17 protein-coding genes are annotated in these 18,778 nt (G+C 50.3%); 10 read left to right on the top strand and 7 right to left on the bottom strand.

What is annotated here, in order from left to right:
* Nucleotides 1-103 precede the first annotated feature (103 nt).
* The 3 genes from gltX to ACZ520_RS11035 are packed head-to-tail and all read left to right on the top strand — an operon-like array spanning nt 104 to nt 3,504.
* On the top strand, nt 104-1,576 hold the full coding sequence (gene gltX, locus ACZ520_RS11045) for a glutamate--tRNA ligase (RefSeq protein WP_464125497.1): 1,473 nt from the start codon (nt 104-106) through the stop codon (nt 1,574-1,576).
* Between the two features lie 9 nt (nt 1,577-1,585).
* Entirely contained in the window at nt 1,586-3,034 is a 1,449-nt protein-coding gene (cysS, locus tag ACZ520_RS11040) for a cysteine--tRNA ligase (protein WP_464125495.1), read from the top strand.
* Nucleotides 3,034-3,504, top strand: a complete 471-nt coding sequence (locus ACZ520_RS11035) for a GNAT family N-acetyltransferase (RefSeq protein WP_464125492.1) — start codon at nt 3,034-3,036, stop codon at nt 3,502-3,504. Before cysS ends, ACZ520_RS11035 begins: the two co-directional genes overlap by 1 nt.
* Here the strand turns inward: ACZ520_RS11035 and ACZ520_RS11030 are convergent.
* The 5 genes from ACZ520_RS11030 to ACZ520_RS11010 all read right to left on the bottom strand — a co-directional run bounded on the left by ACZ520_RS11030 (nt 3,488) and on the right by ACZ520_RS11010 (nt 8,573).
* Nucleotides 3,488-4,291 (bottom strand): hypothetical protein, encoded by an 804-nt coding sequence (locus tag ACZ520_RS11030; RefSeq protein ID WP_464125490.1) that lies wholly within the window; start codon nt 4,289-4,291, stop codon nt 3,488-3,490. The genes ACZ520_RS11035 and ACZ520_RS11030 overlap by 17 nt on opposite strands.
* A gap of 40 nt (nt 4,292-4,331) precedes the next feature.
* Nucleotides 4,332-5,114 carry a hypothetical protein gene (locus ACZ520_RS11025; protein ID WP_464125487.1) on the bottom strand — a complete coding sequence of 261 codons (783 nt, stop codon included), beginning with the start codon at nt 5,112-5,114 and terminating at the stop codon, nt 4,332-4,334.
* Nucleotides 5,115-5,171: 57 nt separating this feature from the next.
* Nucleotides 5,172-5,663, bottom strand: a complete 492-nt coding sequence (locus ACZ520_RS11020; RefSeq protein ID WP_464125485.1) for a hypothetical protein — start codon at nt 5,661-5,663, stop codon at nt 5,172-5,174.
* Between the two features lie 75 nt (nt 5,664-5,738).
* The gene (locus ACZ520_RS11015; RefSeq protein ID WP_088564987.1) at nt 5,739-6,254 is read right to left on the bottom strand and encodes a DUF3617 domain-containing protein; all 516 of its coding nucleotides are present in this window, start codon (nt 6,252-6,254) and stop codon (nt 5,739-5,741) included.
* 12 nt (nt 6,255-6,266) lie between these two features.
* Nucleotides 6,267-8,573: a penicillin acylase family protein gene (locus ACZ520_RS11010; protein ID WP_464125483.1), complete on the bottom strand. Its 2,307-nt coding sequence runs from the start codon at nt 8,571-8,573 to the stop codon at nt 6,267-6,269.
* A 124-nt stretch (nt 8,574-8,697) separates the two neighbouring features.
* On the opposite strand from ACZ520_RS11010, the gene uvrB reads away from it, so the two are divergent.
* Genes uvrB through murJ form a run of 3 tightly spaced genes read left to right on the top strand, consistent with a single transcriptional unit; the run spans nt 8,698 to nt 14,211 of the window.
* The gene (uvrB, locus tag ACZ520_RS11005) at nt 8,698-10,773 is read left to right on the top strand and encodes an excinuclease ABC subunit UvrB (protein WP_088564989.1); all 2,076 of its coding nucleotides are present in this window, start codon (nt 8,698-8,700) and stop codon (nt 10,771-10,773) included.
* Nucleotides 10,760-12,652 (top strand): excinuclease ABC subunit UvrC, encoded by a 1,893-nt coding sequence (uvrC, locus tag ACZ520_RS11000; protein WP_088564990.1) that lies wholly within the window; start codon nt 10,760-10,762, stop codon nt 12,650-12,652. Before uvrB ends, uvrC begins: the two co-directional genes overlap by 14 nt.
* A complete protein-coding gene (murJ, locus tag ACZ520_RS10995) occupies nt 12,649-14,211 on the top strand; it encodes a murein biosynthesis integral membrane protein MurJ (RefSeq protein WP_464125480.1) in 1,563 nt (520 codons plus the stop codon). The genes uvrC and murJ overlap by 4 nt, the downstream gene beginning before the upstream one ends.
* On the opposite strand, the gene ACZ520_RS10990 is transcribed toward murJ, so the two are convergent.
* Complete coding sequence (locus ACZ520_RS10990; protein WP_088564992.1) at nt 14,212-14,616, bottom strand: Ig-like domain-containing protein; 405 nt, start codon at nt 14,614-14,616, stop codon at nt 14,212-14,214.
* A gap of 77 nt (nt 14,617-14,693) precedes the next feature.
* On the opposite strand from ACZ520_RS10990, the gene ACZ520_RS10985 reads away from it, so the two are divergent.
* On the top strand, nt 14,694-15,890 hold the full coding sequence (locus tag ACZ520_RS10985) for an MFS transporter (RefSeq protein WP_416480483.1): 1,197 nt from the start codon (nt 14,694-14,696) through the stop codon (nt 15,888-15,890).
* On the opposite strand, the gene ACZ520_RS10980 is transcribed toward ACZ520_RS10985, so the two are convergent.
* Entirely contained in the window at nt 15,887-16,090 is a 204-nt protein-coding gene (locus tag ACZ520_RS10980; RefSeq protein ID WP_088564994.1) for a hypothetical protein, read from the bottom strand. The genes ACZ520_RS10985 and ACZ520_RS10980 overlap by 4 nt on opposite strands.
* A 149-nt stretch (nt 16,091-16,239) precedes the next feature.
* On the opposite strand from ACZ520_RS10980, the gene ACZ520_RS10975 reads away from it, so the two are divergent.
* The 3 genes from ACZ520_RS10975 to ACZ520_RS10965 are packed head-to-tail and all read left to right on the top strand — an operon-like array spanning nt 16,240 to nt 18,773.
* Entirely contained in the window at nt 16,240-16,737 is a 498-nt protein-coding gene (locus ACZ520_RS10975; RefSeq protein ID WP_038449588.1) for a hypothetical protein, read from the top strand.
* Entirely contained in the window at nt 16,734-18,008 is a 1,275-nt protein-coding gene (locus ACZ520_RS10970; RefSeq protein ID WP_088564995.1) for an NfeD family protein, read from the top strand. The genes ACZ520_RS10975 and ACZ520_RS10970 overlap by 4 nt, the downstream gene beginning before the upstream one ends.
* Before the next feature lie 12 nt (nt 18,009-18,020).
* Nucleotides 18,021-18,773: a slipin family protein gene (locus ACZ520_RS10965; RefSeq protein WP_088564996.1), complete on the top strand. Its 753-nt coding sequence runs from the start codon at nt 18,021-18,023 to the stop codon at nt 18,771-18,773.
* Nucleotides 18,774-18,778 lie beyond the last annotated feature (5 nt).

The following is an 18,778-nucleotide window of genomic DNA, read 5'->3' as shown; positions in this document are numbered from 1 at the left end:
AGAAAGGCTGGACGACTTTCAAAAAACATAATAAATTCGGGGCTTGGTTTAATGACCAGGCCCTTTTTGTTTTTTAAGGCCTTTCCCAGCTTTGGAGTTCCGCATGTCCTCGAAAATCTCTCCGCATGTTCGTGTTCGTTTTGCCCCATCCCCAACGGGTTATTTGCACGTGGGGGGCGCAAGAACCGCTCTTTACAACTACCTTTTCGCCAAGAAAAACGGCGGTGAGTTCATCCTGCGTATCGAAGACACGGACGAGGCCCGTTCCACTCAAGAATCCCTGCGTGGGGTGGTGGATGACCTGGTTTGGCTGGGTTTGAAATGGGACGAAGGCGTGGACCCGGTGACGTTGAAAGACGTGGGCCCGAATGGTCCTTACCGTCAAAGTGAGCGTTTGCATATCTACAAAGAAATCGCTGATCAGCTTCTGAAAGAAGGCAAAGCGTACTATTGCTTCATGACCGAAGAGGAAATTGAAAAGCAAAAAGCCGCAGCCGGAAGCTTTGCTCACCTGGTGTCGCCTTATCAGGATTGGTCTTTGGATCAAGCTTTGGAGCGTCTGAAGACCGGCGACAAAGCCGTGGTTCGTTTCAAAACCAAAAATCTGGTGAAAGATTATATCTTCACCGATCTTGTGCGCGGTGAAGTGAAGTTCCCATCCGACATGGTGGGGGACTTTGTCCTGCTTCGTTCTGACGGAATGCCGGTTTACAACTTCTGCTGCGTGGTCGATGACCACCTGATGAAGATGACCCATGTTTTCCGTGCGGAAGAACATCTGCCAAACACTCTTCGTCAGTTGATGATCTATGAGGCGATGAACTGGCAGGCGCCGGAGTTCGGTCATATGGCTTTGATTCTGGATGAAGACCGCCAAAAACTTTCCAAGCGCAAAGGCGCTGTGGCTTGCGGTCAGTTGAAAGACGAAGGTTATCTGGCAAGTGCCGTTTTGAACTTCATCGCATTGCTGGGATGGTCTGATCCTCAAGGGCGTGAGATCCTGTCTGTGAAAGACATGCTGGAAGTGTTCGATATTTCCCGTTTGAATCCATCCGGTGCGATCTTTGACCGTGTGAAATTCAAATGGATGAATGCGCAGCACCTGCGTGCGTTGCCAAACGCGGAACTTTGGACGGCGGTGGCTCCGTTCCTGGCTCGTGAAAGCATGGATCTGCCAAGTGATCCTGCATGGCAAAGCAAGTCTTTGGATTTGTTCAAGCCCTACATGGAAGTCCTGGCTGATGCGATCGAACTGTATCGTCCGTTGAATGACAAATCTTATGTGATCCTGCCGGAAGCCGATGAAACCCTGAAGTGGGAATCCACCAAAGCGGTTCTGACCTCCTGGAAAAACCTGCTTCAGGCGCACCCTGCTGACTATATGACAGAAGAAGAGTTCCTGAAAATGCAGGATGAAGTGAAAAATCAGACCGGTTCCAAAGGCAAACACCTGTTCATGCCGATTCGTGTGGCGGTGATCGGGAAGCCTCATGGTGCGGAACTGAAGACACTTGTACCGTTGATGAAAAAATCCTCGCTGGTGGCCCGCGCAGAGCAGGCTCTGGCAAAAGTGTAGGTTTTAACTATGTTGAAGATTCACAATTCTCAAAGCAAGCAGCTTGAAGATTTCACACCACTGACGCCGGGGCAGGTGAAAATGTATGTGTGTGGTCCGACGGTGTATAACTTCCTGCATGTGGGGAACTTCCGCGGGCCGGTGGTCTTTAACATGGTTCGCAACTGGCTGGAACATCTGGGTTACAAAGTGACCTACGCCCTGAATTTCACGGACGTGGATGATAAGATCATCAACCGTGCGAACGAGCTGGGTATGACTCCGACTGAGTTGTCTGAAAAATACATTGCTGAATATAAAAAAGATTTCGCGATGCTGGGGCTTCGCCCGCATGACATGAATCCGAAGGTGACGGAGCACATGGATGACATTCGCTCCATGGTGGAAAGCCTGGTCAGTCAGAAAAAAGCCTATGAAGCACAAGGCGATGTTCTTTATTCCATCGAATCCTTCAAGGACTATGGCAAGCTGAGTGGTCGTAACACCGACGACTTGTTGGCGGGTGCCCGTGTTGAAGTCGATGAAAAGAAACGCAACCCTATGGATTTTGCCCTGTGGAAAGCGGCAAAGCCGGGTGAAGTGTCCTGGCCATCGCCTTGGGGCCCAGGGCGTCCGGGCTGGCACATTGAGTGCTCGGCGATGATCAAAAATCTTTTCGGCGATCAGATCGACATTCACGGGGGCGGCATGGACTTGATCTTCCCGCACCACGAAAATGAGATCGCACAAAGTGAAGGCTGCACTGGCAAAGCCTTCGTAAAATACTGGATGCACAACAACATGCTGAACTTCGGCGGGCAGAAAATGTCCAAGTCTTTGGGGAACATCGTTACCATGCGAGAATTCCTGGAGATGTACAACGCCGAGATCTACAAATGGATGATCCTGTCTGCGCACTATCGCACATTGAGTGACTTTGGTGATGAAGCAGTTGAGCGCGCCGTGGGCGGGTTGTCCCGTGTGTATTCTGCGCTTTCCATGGCTGAAAGCTATCTGACTCCGGAAGTGACTCAGGAAGACCCGGCTTTTGCGAAAATCACGCAGGAAGCCTGGAAGAAAGTGGAAGAAGCCATGAATCATGACTTCGGAACACCGGATGCGTTTGCGGCGATGTTTGAAGTGGTCCGCCAGTTCAATGCTCAGGTTCGCCGTGGCATGAAAGTGAACCCGGCGATTCAAGGCAAAGCTTTGGCTTTCCAGAACTTCGTTCGCAAAATGGGTTCAATGATGAGTTTGTTCCAGGAACCAGCGCACGCCTTCCTGATCAAACTTGATGATATGTTGCTGAAGAAAATGAACCTGGAAAGATCTGCAGTGGATGCTTTGGTTGCAGAACGTGGCGAGGCTCGCGCGGCGAAGGACTTTGCGAAGTCTGATGAGTTGCGCGCGAAAATCACCGCATTGGGTATTTCTGTCAGCGATACGCCTGAAGGCAGCTTCTGGGAAGTGACGAAGTAGTGTCTGTGGTCATCCGCCATCTTTACGAGAATCCGGAACTGCTTCCGGAGGTGGGTGACTGGATCTATCAGGCGTTTTGGACCGATCAGCCCGGTGTGACCGTGGTTGATTTGAACGAGCGCCTGCAAGAAGCGGTCAACCGCGAATCTGTGCCCCTGTCCTTGGTGGCTTTTCTTGACGACAAACCTGTCGGCACTGTGAATCTGATTGAAAGTGATGACGATGCAAGGCCTCATTTGAAACCGTGGCTGGCGGCTTTGTATGTGAAGCCGGAAGTTCGCAGTCAAGGTGTCGGGGCTAAGCTTGTTCTGGAGCTTTTGGCAGAGGCGAAACGTTTGAATATTTCAGAAGTGTATCTGGGGACGGAACGTCCTGATTTCTATGCAAAACTCGGGGCGTCCATTCATGAAATGGCGAGCCCCACATTTGCGATCATGTCTTTTAAAGTCTCGACTATCGCAACAGTCTAGATAGTTTTGTTTTGTTGCTAACAGAGATTTGAAGTTCTATGAATCTCTCTACTTCTTGTGGGTCATAGGATTTTCGAGTTGGCTCAACAATAAACTCATATGTATCGTAGTTAGCCGGGTCTTCGAAGACTATCAAACCGACGCCAAACCGCTCGCATTCTTCTGAGATTCTATCCTTGAGCTCTTCAGGGGGAGGATTTGTTGCATCTAGATGAAGAGCTAAGTAGCTACGTGAAGCAAAGCGCGAATGTGCTGCTGCTTCAAAGACAGATCTAATTGACCATTCATTCTTTGGCTTAATTTCAAAGGTAATGACGTCTAAATACTTATTTGGCACAAACTGATATGTGGCTACATTTATTAGAACGAGATCTGGTCTGGTCCAAATCCCGCCCGTTCTTCTGGAACCTTGGGAAGATGTGTCTTCGATGAAGTAGTTGAGAAACTGAAGTTCCTTTGCCCATTTATGGAGTGATTCGCTTACAGGTTGATATAAGTCTCTTTCTAGATCATATGTAGATGCTGGTGGTGATATGACTGAGGGGGATTCTGGAGTTTCCGAATCCGAAGTAATGTGTTTGAGACGGTAAACGCTGCCTCCGCGCCCCATGCCGATTAAAACAAATCCTCTATTTATTAATTGGTCTCTTACTGACCAGTATTTGTCCTCATCCCAGTTTAATGACGTGCGTAGTGATTTGTTGCCAATTGAATCTCCATTTAAAGGAATCTTTGTGAAGAGAAGGTTTTCGTCATCACTTAGTTCTGAATATCTTTCGTCTGGCATGTGATTCTCCAACTAAATATGAGGAAGTAAATTAATACTTCTAAATTTCGATTTTTTTGTTGGTTAGTAAGTTTGTAATTTCCTGCATAAACCTGCTTTGTTTTTTTACGTAATCTCTGTATGCAATGATGGATGCTTGCTCCTTCGAAGAAGTGTTGGAGCCAACTTTTTCTCTTATTTCCAGCTCTAGGTTGTAGTAGAAGCAGCTTTCACTGTGTCCGTAGCTGCAGCCTTGTTTGAGTAGGGTGGTCATTAGAATGTTGTCGCTGTCGAAGTCCGCCATTACAGCTCCGACTAAGCATGCAGATTGATTTCTTGATATGCATTGTGCTTGAAGGCTCTTTCGCCACTGCCTAAATGTATCGAGCCAGATACAGGATTCATTGTTCTTTAGTGAACATGATTTTTCCGAAAGAGAAACTAATTCTCTGATATTTTGATGTATTACTGCGCGACGGACGAGTTCTACGCAGGAAGTCTGAATTTCATTGTTGCAGGAATGTCGTAAAGTTTGTTCAGGGACTTCCTTAGGGTCTTGGCAAGTGTAGTATTTTACTGAGTTGTTAATTCCGGATGTGGTAGCAACTACGTCTGTTGCGCCCAAGGTATTTGCACTCTCTGCGATTTGCTTCTTCAATGCTTCCTCTCTGCCTGGGAACACTAATCTTGAAAATGTTTCTTTTTCAATTAAGGTGCAGTTGCGATCAACTGAAGCAGAGAAGTTGATGTTGTTTGTTTTGGAGCCAGGTAAAAACGTATGTTGGCATCCTGAGCAAAGAAGAAGAATTGATAGTATTTTAGTTTTCAATATTACCTCGCGCATGCAAGGTAATATCGGCGAAAAACTCAGATAAGTTTAGCTGTGTAACATAAGTAAATATCAAAGTCCCGCGATAATCGAATTCAGATCTGGTTTTGAGATCGGCATTTTACCGCTGTCGCGGGTGCTTTTGCTGACGACTCCAAACGGGATGTCACCCCACCAGCGTTCAACCATGGTTCCGTCGGCCATGGTCATGCTCATTTTGCAGGTGTCATAGGTTCCCGCCGGGGCGCTGAGCTTTTCCAAGGTCCCGCCATTTTTTTCGCAATCCGCGATCAGGGCTTTGTATTTTGCTGGGGAGTAGAGGTCTGAGATCTCCATCGTTTCACTGGTTTTGTCAGTGCCAACGACGGCTTCGATTTTGATTTTCCAGATGTTCTTTTTCTCGTCGTGACTGATGACTTCTTTGGTGATTTTCACGGCGTTGGTTTCACCGCTGACAGTGCTCATGGTGCCTGTCCAGGATACTTTGTCGCCGACATTGGGATAGGCCAGGGCGGTGGTGGCAAACAGGGTGGTGAAAGCAGTCAGTAAAGATTTGGTAAACATAAAGCCTCCTTCCATGGAATGCCACTAATATGGCATCCAAAGAAGAAGGCTGAAAGTCCAAGACCGGATCGGGTGCTAAAGTACAGGCTTCACTTTACCGCAATCAGCAGAAATAAACTTACCCTGATAGCGGATTTGTGTGTTGCTACCCTTGCTGGTTTTGCCGTTCATCAGCCCTTCGTATTCGTTGCTGGATTTGGCATTCCATTCAAAGTCACCCTTGGCGTCGTCTTTCGGACAGTCAAAAGTTCCCGCCAGCTTCTTGGCAGTTTGCGTGGTGATCTTGGTGGTGCAGGCCTTGGTGCCTTCCATCACTTTGTTGGGATTTTTCAGCATGTCGGCAGTGTAGCAGATACGATAACCATTTTTTGTGACGGGGATTTTGTCAGAGCCCGACAGCATCGCTTCCATCTTTTTTCTTTGCTCGGGTGGCAGTTGTTCCAGGGCTTTGTTCATTTCAGCCATGGGATCAAAGGCTTTTCCGTCCAGGGTCATTTGCATTTTTACTTCCCAAAGGCCGGGCTTGATATCAAAAGCTGCGAATGATGTGGAAGCGGTAAAAAGTGCGGTGAGCAAAATCAAAAACTTCATGAAATCCTCCGGTTATTGGGGTGTCAGTTTCAGTTCGTATTTTTTGTTCTTTTCAATGTCTTCGGCCGCCATGTATTGCGGGCGATATTTTCCATCCAGGAACAATTGCACCTGGTCTTTATAGAAGGGTGACAGGATATGCCCGGAAATGCCAATGGGATTAATGCCCCAACTGGTTTGTGGGCGGGCAAAATCAATCACCCGGCGAGTGCTGGGTCCCGCCACCACTTTGAAGTCACCACCAAGGCCGCGCATCTTGTTGTTGTTGATTTCATTGTAGGCGCCCGGCATCGGGTAGGGCCCCAGATTAAATATCTTGTCCAGAGGGAAGCTGCGGCCCAGCGGGTGTTTGTATTCCACCGTGTGCAAGTCGCCCCAGGGAATGTCCTGCACTTTTTCAATCGCGGTTAAGAAAGCTTGCGTGATCAGTTGATCCTGATTGCGATCTTTCCACCAAGGCGATGTGTCGTCCAAAACGGCGCGCTCATAAAAGGCCCAGGCGTACGGAGTCGTCAGATAGGTGGCCTTCATTTCTTCCGGTACATCTTTTAGCAGCAGCAATACCAGTTCGTTGTTCCACTGATGGTACAAGCTGGCTTCGACGGATTGAACATCTGAACGCAGGTTCCAGTTTTTCAGGGCGTTCAGTTCAGTTTCGTATTTTAGATTCTGCGCTTCATCCAACTGCAGGTGATCGTTCAGTTTGTCTAACAGCTCGCGGGTTTTATAGTTGAAGTTGTCTGTTTGCAGGGCGCGCACATCCTCGGCACTCCACAGGTCTTTTTCGCCCAAGGCACGCACCAGGGTCTGATAGCGGTCATCGGACTGCCAGTCTCCGCGGATGTTTTCGGCGATGCCATCGGGACGGGAATTGGCCGTGACGATGATGCCGTTTTCAGGATTCACTTTGTGGGGTTTGTCTGCCCATGCAAGCACACGCTCGTATTCATCCAGACCCGAAGCTCCGTCCAAAATCATATCCGAGTTCGGATTCTTCTTAATGGCGATATCACCAAAGATCCACCACGCGATATTTTCGGCATCCGCGTACATGACATTCAAGCCCGGTGCGGTTCCGTATTGCAGGGCTGTTTCAAAGGCTGCCATGTTCGGCGCTTTGCCCATTTCAAAAAGGGCCTTCATCGGATTGTTTTCGGGGCGGTGATAAGCCCACTTTAATGCCAAACCTTTGCGTTTCAAGGTTTCATCCATGATCGGGCCATGATTGGTTTCAATCATGTTCAGCACCAGATCTGGTGCATCTTTGATTTTGATGGTTTCAGTCCATTCCTGATAAGGGACTTCCTTTCCCATGAAGACGGCGGTTTTCTTGTCCGTATTCAGGGTTTCGGCAAACAGATCCATATCGTCGGATAAAGACATAGTGAAACCCCAGGCATGCTGGCGGCTGTGGCCTAGGATGGCGAAGGGAACCAGCGGAAGGTAGTGGCCGTAAAGTTCAAACTCCGGGGTTTGGATGTGGGCTTCGACCCAGGTTGCGGGGTGAGAAAAGCCAATGTGAGGATCGTTGGCAAAAATACTTTTGCCGGACTGCGAACGGTCCGGCCCGATCAGCCACGCATTGCTGCCTTCAAAAGAGGCGGTGAAAAGATTTTCAGTCAGCAGTTCAAACGGGGTGAATCCGCCCTGAAGGGATGTGATCTTTAGTGGGGCTTTCAGCGGCACATTGCGAAGTCCCTGGAAGGATTCCGGGGAAAGCTTCCCGGCAAGTTCGGTCATCAACGGGTCGGCTTTTAGTGCGATTCCAAAGCTGTAAGCCATGTGGCCGGTCATGATGTAAGCATCCAAAGGCGAAAACGGGCGGGGTTTTAGTCCCACCAGCGCCATTTCATAGGGGGCTTTTTGAGTGCTGATGTATTGATTCACACCTTCAAAGTAGGCCTCCATCTCATCCCACATACTCTGATCAAAACGGCCCTCGGCTTTTTCCTTTGCAAGCATGCGTTCGACCGATCGGCGAAGCATCAGGCTGCGGTACAATTTGTCGCTGGGAAGGGCCAGCTCTCCGAAGATCTCGGAAAGTTCCCCTTGAGTCATACGGCGGGAAAGCTCCATTTGGAAAAGTCTTTCGCTGGCCATGACAAAGCCCAGGGCTTTCAAGGCGTCTTTCTTATTGGCCGCTTTGATATGAGGAATGCCGTATTGATCGCGAATCACGGTCACGGGCTCAGACAGCCCTTTAAGCGGAAGTGAGCCCTCCATCGGTGGCAGGGACTGGCGCAAGAATAGATAACCCCCCAAGCAGAAGACGGTAACCAGGATGAAGAATACGAGAAGGCTTCGTTTGAGTGTTTTCATCCCTCAACTGTCGGCGGGGTCTGGGAGGGAGGCAAGAAAACCTTTAATTGCCACCTCGCATATAACGCAGAGTAGAGCCAAAAAAGGACGGGTACTTTTATATGATCGTGCTATTCTTGGAGGGATGGCCTCTGCATATAAAAAGAACTTTCAATTGGTGTCCGAGTTTAAACCTTCCGGCGATCAGCCGAAAGCAATTGAGCAGATTGCTGAAAACTTCAAAGCGGGTTTGAAACATCAGACGTTACTGGGTGTGACCGGGTCGGGAAAGACCTTCACCATGGCGCACACTATTGCAAACTTGAATCAGCCGGCTCTGGTTCTGGCGCCGAATAAAACTCTGGCGGCTCAGTTGTATGCCGAGTTCAAAGAGCTGTTTCCGCACAATGCCGTGGAATACTTTGTCAGTTACTACGATTACTACCAGCCGGAAGCTTATATTCCTTCTACGGACACCTATATCGAAAAAGATTCAGCCATCAACGAGCAGATCGATCGCATGCGCCACTCGGCGACGCGCTCCTTGTTTGATCGCCGTGATGTGATCATCGTCAGTTCTGTATCGTGCATTTACGGTTTGGGTTCGCCAGAGGCCTATGAAGGCATGATGATTCAAATCGTGTCCAACACGTCGATGAAGCGCGATCACTTGCTGCGGGAATTGATTCGTATTCAGTATCAGCGTAACAACGTGGATTTCTCGCGCGGAACGGTGCGCGTGCGCGGGGACAACGTCGAAATCTTCCCGCCCTATGAAGAAGAGCGCGCCGTGCGTGTGGAATTCTTTGGTGACTATATCGAACGCCTTTCCTGGATTGATCCTTTGACCGGGCAGATCCTTGAAGAAATTGACCAGATCGGTATTTATCCGGGAAGCCACCACGTCACCAGTGATGACAGCTTAAAGCGCGCGATCAAGACCATTCAGGACGAGCTGCGTGACCGCCTGGTGCAGTTGAATCAGGAAATGAAGCTGCTTGAAGCCCAGCGTTTGGAACAAAGAACCTATTACGACATCGAGATGATGGAACAAATGGGTTTCTGTCAGGGGATCGAAAACTATTCCCGCCATATGACGGGCCGGGGGCCGGGGGAACCACCTCCGACGCTGCTGGAATACTTCCCCAAAGACTTTGTCACCTTTATCGATGAGTCCCACGTCACCGTGCCTCAGATCGGGGGGATGTATCGCGGGGATCGTGCGCGCAAGATGAATCTGGTGGAGCATGGCTTCCGTCTGCCTTCGGCTTTGGACAACCGTCCTTTAAACTTCCAGGAATTTGAAGCCATGATGGACAAGGTCGTCTATGTTTCGGCGACTCCGGGCACTTATGAGCTGCAAAAATCCGAAGGGGTGATTGTTGAGCAAATCATCCGTCCGACGGGTCTGATTGATCCTGTCGTCGAAGTCCGTCCGGTGAAACATCAGGTTGATGATCTGCTCAAAGAAATCCGTGTCCGAATTGCCAAGCAAGAACGTGTTCTGATTACAACTTTGACCAAACGTTCTGCTGAGGATCTGACCGAGTACTATGAAAATCTGGGTATTAAGGTGAAGTATCTGCACAGCGAGATCGACACCATGGAGCGTATGGAGATTCTGCGCGATTTGCGTTTGGGGGTCTTTGACGTTCTGGTGGGGATCAACTTGCTGCGAGAAGGCCTGGATATTCCCGAGGTCAGCCTTGTCGGTATCACCGATGCCGATAAAGAGGGTTTCCTGCGTTCAGAAAGATCACTGGTGCAAACCATCGGTCGTGCCGCCCGTAACTTGAATGGCCGGGTGATTTTGTACGGGGACACGATCACCGAAAGCATGGAAAAAGCCATCAACGAAACCGATCGCCGTCGTCGCATTCAAAGTGAATACAACGAGGCTAACGGGATCACCCCTCAGTCGGTGAAAAAACGCATTAAAGAGGGTCTGGGCGAGATGTTCGACGGAACGGTCTCCAACCCATTGGGTGGTGAAAACAAAGCTGCTGCCATCATGAACAAGTTTGCGCAGCAGCCGGAGAAAATCCAGCAAGAGATCACGAAGCTTCGTGCCCGCATGAAAGAGCTTTCTGCGAACCTCGAGTTTGAGGAAGCGGCGAAAGTTCGCGACGAAATCAAACGTCTGCAGATTGTGGAACTGAACGTGCGCAGCGGGGAGATCGAACAGGAGAGTGCGGAGGTCGTCAAGGATGGCCTCAAGTAAGTTCGAGGAAGTTCGCGACAAGGTGAAAGAGTTTCCCACGCAAAGTGGTGTTTATCTGATGAAAAACACCGCCGATAAGATCATCTATATCGGTAAGGCGAAGAATCTTAGAAACCGTGTGCGCAGCTACTTTAACGACAGCAAGGATCACAGTCCCAAAACGCGCCTGCTGGTTACGAACATCTGTGAAGTTGAATACATCCTGACCAAAACCGAGGTGGAAGCATTCCTGCTGGAAGCCTCGCTGATTAAAAAACACCGTCCCAAATACAACATTCGTCTGCGTGATGATAAGGCCTACCCTTACATCCGCTTCAGTTGGGGAGACCAGGCGCCAAGACTGTATCTGGCGCGCAAAGTGAAAAAAGACGGGTCTTTGTATTTTGGCCCGTACACTTCGGGCCTGGCCGTGCATGGCACGATCAAGTTTCTAAACAGAACCTTTAAAATCCGTGATTGCACTGATGCGGTCTTTAAATCCCGGACCCGTCCGTGCATGACCTATCAGATCGGTCGCTGTACCGCGCCGTGTGTGAAGTACATCTCTTTGGAAGATTACCGCAACGAAGTTGAAGGCGCGAAGCTGTTCCTGAAGGGGCAGAATAAAAAAGTCATCAAAGCCATGACCGAAAAAATGATGGGCGCTGCGGACGAGGAAAAGTTCGAGGTTGCTGCGCGTTTGCGGGATTCTATTGAAGCCATCAAGGCGATCCTGCAAAAACAGGCCGTCATCAACGACACTTCCGAAAAAGACCAGGATGCCCTGGGTTATTATGGGGATGAGCGGGGCTGCTTGATTGAAACAGTCCATATCCGTGCCGGACGGGTGATTGGAACAAGGCCGCATTACCTGCCGCACTTTGATCCGAATGACGCTGTTGAAGATCCACGCGAGTGGCTGGTGGACTTCCTGAATCAGTACTATGAAGACAACTTCATTCCTGACGAGGTTTTGCTGCCATTGGATATCGGCAATGACCTGACCAAGCTGATGGAAGAGGTTCTTAAAGAACGTTCTGGCAGCAGGGCCACGGTGCGCTTTGCAACGGATGAGCGCGGCCGTAATCTGGTTGAGATGGCCCATGAAAACGCCAAGTCGCATTTCCTGAAATACGTTTCCAAGTCCGAAGAAAAACTGCGTGGTCTGGAGGAAATCAAAGAACGTTTCAATCTGCCGGAGCGTCCGCGCCGTATTGAGTGTTATGATATCTCCACCTTCCAGGGGGCTGAAACCGTGGCCTCCCAGGTGGTGTTTGAGGACGGGGTCCCTGCCAAAGAGCACTATCGTCGTTATAAGATTAAAACCGTTCAGGGAATCAATGACTTTGCCTCGATGTACGAGGTGTTAAGCCGTCGTTTCAAGCACACCGAATACGAGGACCCTCAGTTGATCGTGATCGACGGTGGTAAAGGGCAGTTGTCCCAAGCCATGAAGATTCTGGAAGAAATCGGGCGCAAGGACATCCCGGTGGTGGGCTTGGCCAAGGCACGCACCGAAAGTGATTTCCAAAAGCAGGAAGTCGAGTCCACCGAAGAGCGCTTCTTCCTTCCGGGGCGTTCCAATCCGGTGATCTTTAAGCACAATGCCGAGGCTTTGTATATTCTTTCGGGCATCCGCGATGAGGCCCATCGTTTTGCCATCACTTACCACCGCAAATTGCGTGAAGGCACTTCGCTTGAAAGCGAGCTGGATTACGTCGTTGGTTTGGGGGAAAAAAGAAAGAAAGTTCTTTTGACTCAGTTCAACTCTGTTGATGAAATCAAAATGGCTGATGCAGAAGAGATTGCTAAACTCAAGGGCTTTAACCGGGTCCTTGCCGAGCGTATTTTGCTTCAGCTTAACGAGAGTGAAGAAGAAGAAACTGAGGTTGAAGAGTGAAGAGTCATGCGCTCTTAGTCGGACTGGGGATTTTTTTAAGCCGTATCGCGGGTCTTGTCCGTGAAAGGGTCTTTGCCCACTACTTCGGAAATTCTGATGCCGGGGATGCCTTCAAGGCCGCTCTGAAGATTCCAAACTTCCTGCAAAATCTGTTCGGTGAGGGCGTGCTGTCGGCAAGCTTTATCCCGGTCTATGCCCAGTTGCTGGCAAAAAAACACGATGAAGATGCCGCCAAAGTGGCGTCGGTGATCGGCAGTTTGCTGTTTCTGCTGACGTCAGGTTTGGTGCTGGCTGGTGTGCTGGCAACGCCTTTTTTGATTGATGTCATTGCGCCGGGATTCACCGGTGAAAAACGTGATCTGACCATTCAGATCGTGCAGATCCTGTTCCCGGGCACGGGGTTTTTGGTGATGTCGGCGTGGTGCTTGGGGATTTTAAATTCTCATCGCAAGTTCTTTCTTTCGTATGTGGCGCCGGTGATCTGGAACCTGGCGATTATCGCCGCGCTGGTGATGTGGGGCGGGAAACAGGGGCAGTTCGACCTGGCTGTGACGGTGGCCTGGGGGCTGGTGGCGGGAAGCTTCCTGCAATTTGCAGTGCAGTTGCCGTCGGCTTTGCGTTTGGGGAAAAAGATTTCGCCGTCCTTGGATTTAAAGCTTTCTTCCGTTCGCACGGTGGTGAAGAACTTTGTGCCCGTGGTCTTTTCCCGCGGTGTTGTTCAGGTTAGTGCCTATATCGATAACGTTTTGGCCAGTTTGCTTCCTACCGGAGCGGTGTCGGCCTTGGCTTACGCGCAGACCCTTTATCTTTTGCCAGTCAGTCTTTTTGGAATGAGTGTGTCGGCCGCGGAGCTTCCGGCCATGTCCCAGGCGACGGGTTCTGACGAAGAAATCCGTCACTATTTGCAGGGGCGTCTGAACAGGGGCCTTGAACAGATTGCGTTCTTTATCATTCCATCTGTGGCGGGCTTTCTGATTTTGGGCGATTTGATTGTCGGCGCGGTTTTCCAGACCGGAGAGTTCACGGCACAAAACACCCACTATGTGTGGATGGTTCTGGTGGGATACACGCTGGGTCTTTTGGCGTCCACATTGGGGCGTTTGTATTCTTCAACCTTCTTTTCTTTGAAAGACACCAGGACGCCGCTGCAGTTTGCAATTGTGCGTGTGATCTTTGCGACCTTGCTGGGCGCGATGCTGGGGTTCTATGTACCTCAGGCGCTGGGGCTGGATTCCCAGTGGGGAACAGCGGGTCTGACGGCGGCGGCCGGGATGGCGGGCTGGATTGAATTCTATCTTTTGCGCAAGTCTTTGAACAAACGCATCGGTCGCACCGGATTGTCATTGAAATTCCAAGGCAAAGTCTGGTTGATGGCTTTGATCGGGGCAGGTGCAGGGGCACTGGTTGCCAAAGGATTGCTTGATGCTTCAGTGCACGTCATTGCCCGTGCCGCGGTGGCATTGGTGATCTATGGCCTGCTCTACTTCACTTTGGGTTATATCCTGAAAGTAGAGCAAGCTCACAGTTTGCTGCAGAAAATTCTGCGCCGTGTTCGTTAATCACCAGCGCACACCCCAGCCATAAAGCTCAACAACGATGCTGCCGTTCGGGAATGCGAATCTGAGTGCGCCGCTGAAATAGCCTTCATACCAAGGGCGGAACTCAACACGGGTCAAACAGCTTTGGCCCGGATATAGATAGTTCGGACATTGGCTCCAGGCCCAGAAGGCGGCGCCGCTGATATAAACGCCACGGACATACAAAGGCTCATGTCCCGTGTTGCGCAGATAGATATCGGCGTATTGACTCCAGTTCACCCGCACACTTCCAAAGTTGTAGTAATAGTATTGATGTGATTGCGTCTCTATCGTGGATGGAGTGACGGTGACTTCCAGTGGGGCGGCCTGGGTTGTTAGGGGCAGGCAAAGGCTTGCGGCAAGGAAAATACTTAGTAGAAGCTTCATAAGCACCTCCTGACACTTCTATTTTTTCCCAAGAAGAGATTGGTCGCAAAGTTTTTCAGGAGTATGCTGTTCTTGTCATGAACGAATCAGTCTGGTCTCCGATGAAAATTTCCATCTATCGATCCTTTTGGATCTGTGCCTTTGTGTCGAATTTGGGAACCTGGATTCAGGATGTGGCGGCCAGTTGGGTGATGACACACTTATCAACATCACCTCTGATTATTTCTTTGCTGTCCTTCACCGGAAGTCTGCCGGTGTTGTTCTTCAGCATCCCGTCCGGCTATTTGTCGGATCTGGGGCATCGTCGAAAATTGTTGCTGTTCGCACAAGGTCTGATGTGTTTTGCCGCGGGCCTTTTGGCGTATTTGGTGTGGACCGAGCAGGTGACGGAAGTCAGTTTGTTGGGCCTGTCTTTGATCATGGGCGTGGGCTTTGCGCTTTCCAATCCGGCATTTCAGTCGGTGCTCACGGATCTTGTTCCTCATCCTATGCAGGCACAAGCGGTGCTGGTGTACTATATGGGGATTAACATCACCCGCGTTTTGGGGCCCACACTGGGGGGCGGTATTTTAAGCGGCTTTGGTCCCAGCAGTGCCTTTGTCGTGAACAGCGTTTCTTATCTGGGGTTGATTCTGTTTTTCTGGAAGTGGCCAGTGCCGCAGGCCGTGGAAACGCAGAAACTAAAAGTCCGCATTCAGGAAAGTGACTGGAAGCCGTTGTTGTCATTGCATAACATGAAGCTGTGGGTGGAAATTTTCCTGGTCACTTTCTTTGCGTCTTCGTTGTGGGCGCTTTATCCGACACGCGGGCGTATTGAGTTGCAGCTAAGCTCGCTGCAATATGGGTCGCTTCTGGGTTTTTTGGGGCTTGGGGCTTGTGTCAGTGCTTTCTTGTCAGGAAAGATCATGCATCCGGATCGCACGCAAAAATCCTTGGCCGGATCGTATGTGATATATGCCGTGGGGATTTTGCTTTTGGGGCTGGCGCCGGGCTACTTGCTGATGTGTGCGGCGATGTTCTGTGGCGGGGTGGGGTGGCTGGTGCTTTCCACGTTGATGAACATGAGCTCAAGGCAAATCACCGGCGCTTCGCAGTTGAAAGCGACGATGCTGGGAGTTTTTCTGGCGGTATTCTATGCCGGCATGGCGTTGGGGGCCATTTCCTGGGGAGCCGTCGCGCGTGTGGGGTCCACTTCGGTGGCCCTCATCATGGCCTCGGTGGGGTTAGGTCTGATTGGATTTTACAAAGGGCTTAAAGACTTCACACGCGTTTAGTGAACGCGGTGATTTTCTTCTTTGATTAAAGCACAGCACGGGCAGGAAGCTTCTTCCGAAAGCACGGCAAATTCATTTAATTGTTTGTAGCTGAATTCCAGGGCCGTGCCGCACGCTTCACAGTTGTTGATGGCTTTGCGGAAGGCTTCACGTTTGTTAAATTCTTCAGTCGGGATGATGTTGAATTTGAATACTTCCATGTGATGCCTCCTGTTTGTGCGTGGTATCTTTCTTATCGGTAAAGTTTGTATCAACTTGAGACAAAAAAGCGGGTTTTAGCCCCCTTTAGGCAGTGCATTAACCCCGGTTTTTGGTGTCTCCAGACCAAGGTCCAGATACAATCGGCGCCATGAAAGACTACATCCAGTATCTTCAAGACGTTCTTGGTCTTCAAAATGTCATGCTCGCCCCGGAACAAGCCGGGGTTGAGGCTGCCAAGACGCAGTTTTTCACTGCCAAGGGGCCCTTCACGGTCTCTGAACTTCGCCATTATGAATTGGTATTTTTGAATATCCTGACTCAAAGCAAAGAAAGTCTTTTCCTGCCGGAAGTGAACGATCTTTATTCCAAGATGAAAGCGGCGATGAAGCTGCGCAATCTGCAGGTGCTCGAGCTGGATTGCACGGTGGAAGACCGTTCCCAACTGCCGTCTGAACTGGCGAAAATCTGTGAAAGCAAAGTTGTGGTTGTCTATAGCTCGTTTCCGAAAGACATCGGCGAGCTGATCTTTAAAGGTCCGGGAAAGTGGCTTGAGACCTACAGCCCGGCTTATCTGCTGGAAGATCCGGCAGCCAAAAAAGTCGTTTGGAATGACCTGCAAAAAGTAATGAAGGAGCTCGGAGTATGAAGTCTTTGATGCTGATTCTGGTTGTGTCTTTGCTGTCGGTGGTTGCCAAAGCGGACTGTACGACCGCGATCACCATCAATGAGGCTATTTCGGCCAGCACTTCAGATTATCTGGAACGCGCGGAAAAGCGGGCCGTCGAGGATAAGTGCAGCTCCCTGTACCTGCGTATCAACACTCCGGGGGGCAGCCTGCAAAGCACGCGTCTGATTGTTGAACGTATTTTGGCGTCACCGGTTCCTTACCTGTGTCTGATTGCTCCTCGTGGGGGGCATGCCGGCAGTGCGGGGGCTATCATTCTGCAAGCCTGTCACGTGAACGGTGGCCTGACTGCCACTAATATTGGCGCCGCGACCCCGATTCTGGGGTCGGGTGAAAAGACCCCGGAAGATTTGCGCAAAAAACTTATTAACGACACCGTCAGCTGGATGGAAGGTGTGACGAAACTTCGTGGTCGCAGTCTGAAGTTTTCAAAAGAAATCATCACGGAAGCGAAATCTCTTTCCAGTGAAACGGCGCACGCCGAAGGCGCTTTGGATATTCTGGCGGGTACCGAGCTGGAGTTTTTGCAGCAGGCGCAAGGGCGCAAAGTCCTGGTGGGTGAAGACAAAGAACCCGCAGTTGTGGCAGTTCATGACTTGCGCGAGTTTGTGCCGGACCTTCGCTATAAGGTTTTAAGTTTTGTGGCCGACCCTGAATTTGCTTATCTGCTGTTTATGGGAAGTTTGGCTTTGCTGTATGTTGAGGTCACGCATCCGGGATTGATCGCGCCGGGAGTGATCGGGGGGATCGGTCTGGTGCTTTCCATGGTGGCCTTCCATAAGCTGGATGTTGCGTGGGGCGGACTGGCGTTGATCTTGTTAGGGGTCGCGTTCCTGATTGCGGAAATGTTCATCCCAAGTTTTGGTGCTTTGGGCATTGGCGGCCTGATTGCCGTATTTGTGGGAAGTGTGTTTTTGTTTGATGCGCAGACAACGGGGTATGTGTTGCCAATGTCTTTGATTGTTTCAGTGGTGGGTGTTTTGGGGATCTTCTTCCTGGGATTGGGTTATCTGGCGGTGAAAACCATCCGCTTGCGCACCCAGGACGCGGATGCGCAGATGCAAAGCCGTGATGGTGTGGTGATGACGGTGGAAGGCAACGGCCACAGCGGGCAGGTGGAAATCATCGGCGAGATCTGGAAGTTCGTTTCTGAAGATTCCCTGATGCCTGGCGACCGTGTGCATATCACCGGACGTCAGGGTCTGACTTTGAATGTGAAAAAGAACAAATAAGGAGATAGCAGCATGGAATTTATAATTGGTATTATCGTCATCGGCGGTATCATTGGCAGCTCGATGATCAAAATCCTGAATGACTGGGAACGCGGCGTGGTTTTGCGTCTTGGTAAGGCTGTGGGCGTGCGTGGTCCGGGCTTGATTCTGTTGATTCCGTTTGTCGAGCGCATGATCAAGATCGACACTCGTACCATCACCATGGATGTTCAGCCTCAGGACGTCATCACGAAAGACAACGTATCCATGCAGGTGAATGCGGTTGTTTATTTCAAAGTGATTTCTCCGATGGAAGCCATCACCAAGATCGAAGACTACTACTTTGCGACCAGTCAGTTGGCGCAAACGACTTTGCGTTCTGTGATGGGTCAGTACCACCTTGATGACGTGCTTGAGCATCGTGACAAAATCAATGCGGCTTTGCAGGTGATCCTGGATAAGGCGACGGAATCCTGGGGTATCAAAGTCACGATGGTGGAAGTAAAACAAATCGACTTGCCAAAAGAAATGCAAAGAGCCATGGCCCGTGAAGCGGAAGCAGAGCGTGAGCGTCGTGCGAAAGTCATCAGCGCGGAAGGGGAAGTGCAGCGTGCGCAGAAGCTTCAGGAAGCTTCCAACACTCTGGCGGGTTCTCCATCAGCTCTGCAACTGGCTTATTTGCAGACTTTGACGGAAATTGCCGGCGATAAAACCAATACGATCCTGTTCCCATTGCCGCTGGACATCATTAAACCGTTCATGGAGATGGCGAAAAAGGAAAACTAGACTTT

It is taken from the genome of Bdellovibrio sp. BIS2, assembly GCF_055398295.1.
Note: the sequence above shows the minus strand (reverse complement) of the source record. Positions and strands in the feature narration are given on the sequence as shown.

Bases quoted from the DNA above. Each gene is read 5' to 3' on its own strand.
- gltX (WP_464125497.1), top strand. From the start codon at position 104: ATGTCCTCGAAAATCTCTCCGCATGTTCGTGTTCGTTTTGCCCCATCC.
- cysS (WP_464125495.1), top strand. From the start codon at position 1,586: ATGTTGAAGATTCACAATTCTCAAAGCAAGCAGCTTGAAGATTTCACA.
- ACZ520_RS11030 (WP_464125490.1), bottom strand. From the start codon at position 4,291: ATGCCAGACGAAAGATATTCAGAACTAAGTGATGACGAAAACCTTCTC.
- ACZ520_RS11025 (WP_464125487.1), bottom strand. From the start codon at position 5,114: ATGCGCGAGGTAATATTGAAAACTAAAATACTATCAATTCTTCTTCTT.
- ACZ520_RS11020 (WP_464125485.1), bottom strand. From the start codon at position 5,663: ATGTTTACCAAATCTTTACTGACTGCTTTCACCACCCTGTTTGCCACC.
- ACZ520_RS11015 (WP_088564987.1), bottom strand. From the start codon at position 6,254: ATGAAGTTTTTGATTTTGCTCACCGCACTTTTTACCGCTTCCACATCA.
- ACZ520_RS11010 (WP_464125483.1), bottom strand. From the start codon at position 8,573: ATGAAAACACTCAAACGAAGCCTTCTCGTATTCTTCATCCTGGTTACC.
- uvrB (WP_088564989.1), top strand. From the start codon at position 8,698: ATGGCCTCTGCATATAAAAAGAACTTTCAATTGGTGTCCGAGTTTAAA.
- uvrC (WP_088564990.1), top strand. From the start codon at position 10,760: ATGGCCTCAAGTAAGTTCGAGGAAGTTCGCGACAAGGTGAAAGAGTTT.
- ACZ520_RS10990 (WP_088564992.1), bottom strand. From the start codon at position 14,616: ATGAAGCTTCTACTAAGTATTTTCCTTGCCGCAAGCCTTTGCCTGCCC.
- ACZ520_RS10985 (WP_416480483.1), top strand. From the start codon at position 14,694: ATGAACGAATCAGTCTGGTCTCCGATGAAAATTTCCATCTATCGATCC.
- ACZ520_RS10980 (WP_088564994.1), bottom strand. From the start codon at position 16,090: ATGGAAGTATTCAAATTCAACATCATCCCGACTGAAGAATTTAACAAA.
- ACZ520_RS10975 (WP_038449588.1), top strand. From the start codon at position 16,240: ATGAAAGACTACATCCAGTATCTTCAAGACGTTCTTGGTCTTCAAAAT.
- ACZ520_RS10970 (WP_088564995.1), top strand. From the start codon at position 16,734: ATGAAGTCTTTGATGCTGATTCTGGTTGTGTCTTTGCTGTCGGTGGTT.
- ACZ520_RS10965 (WP_088564996.1), top strand. From the start codon at position 18,021: ATGGAATTTATAATTGGTATTATCGTCATCGGCGGTATCATTGGCAGC.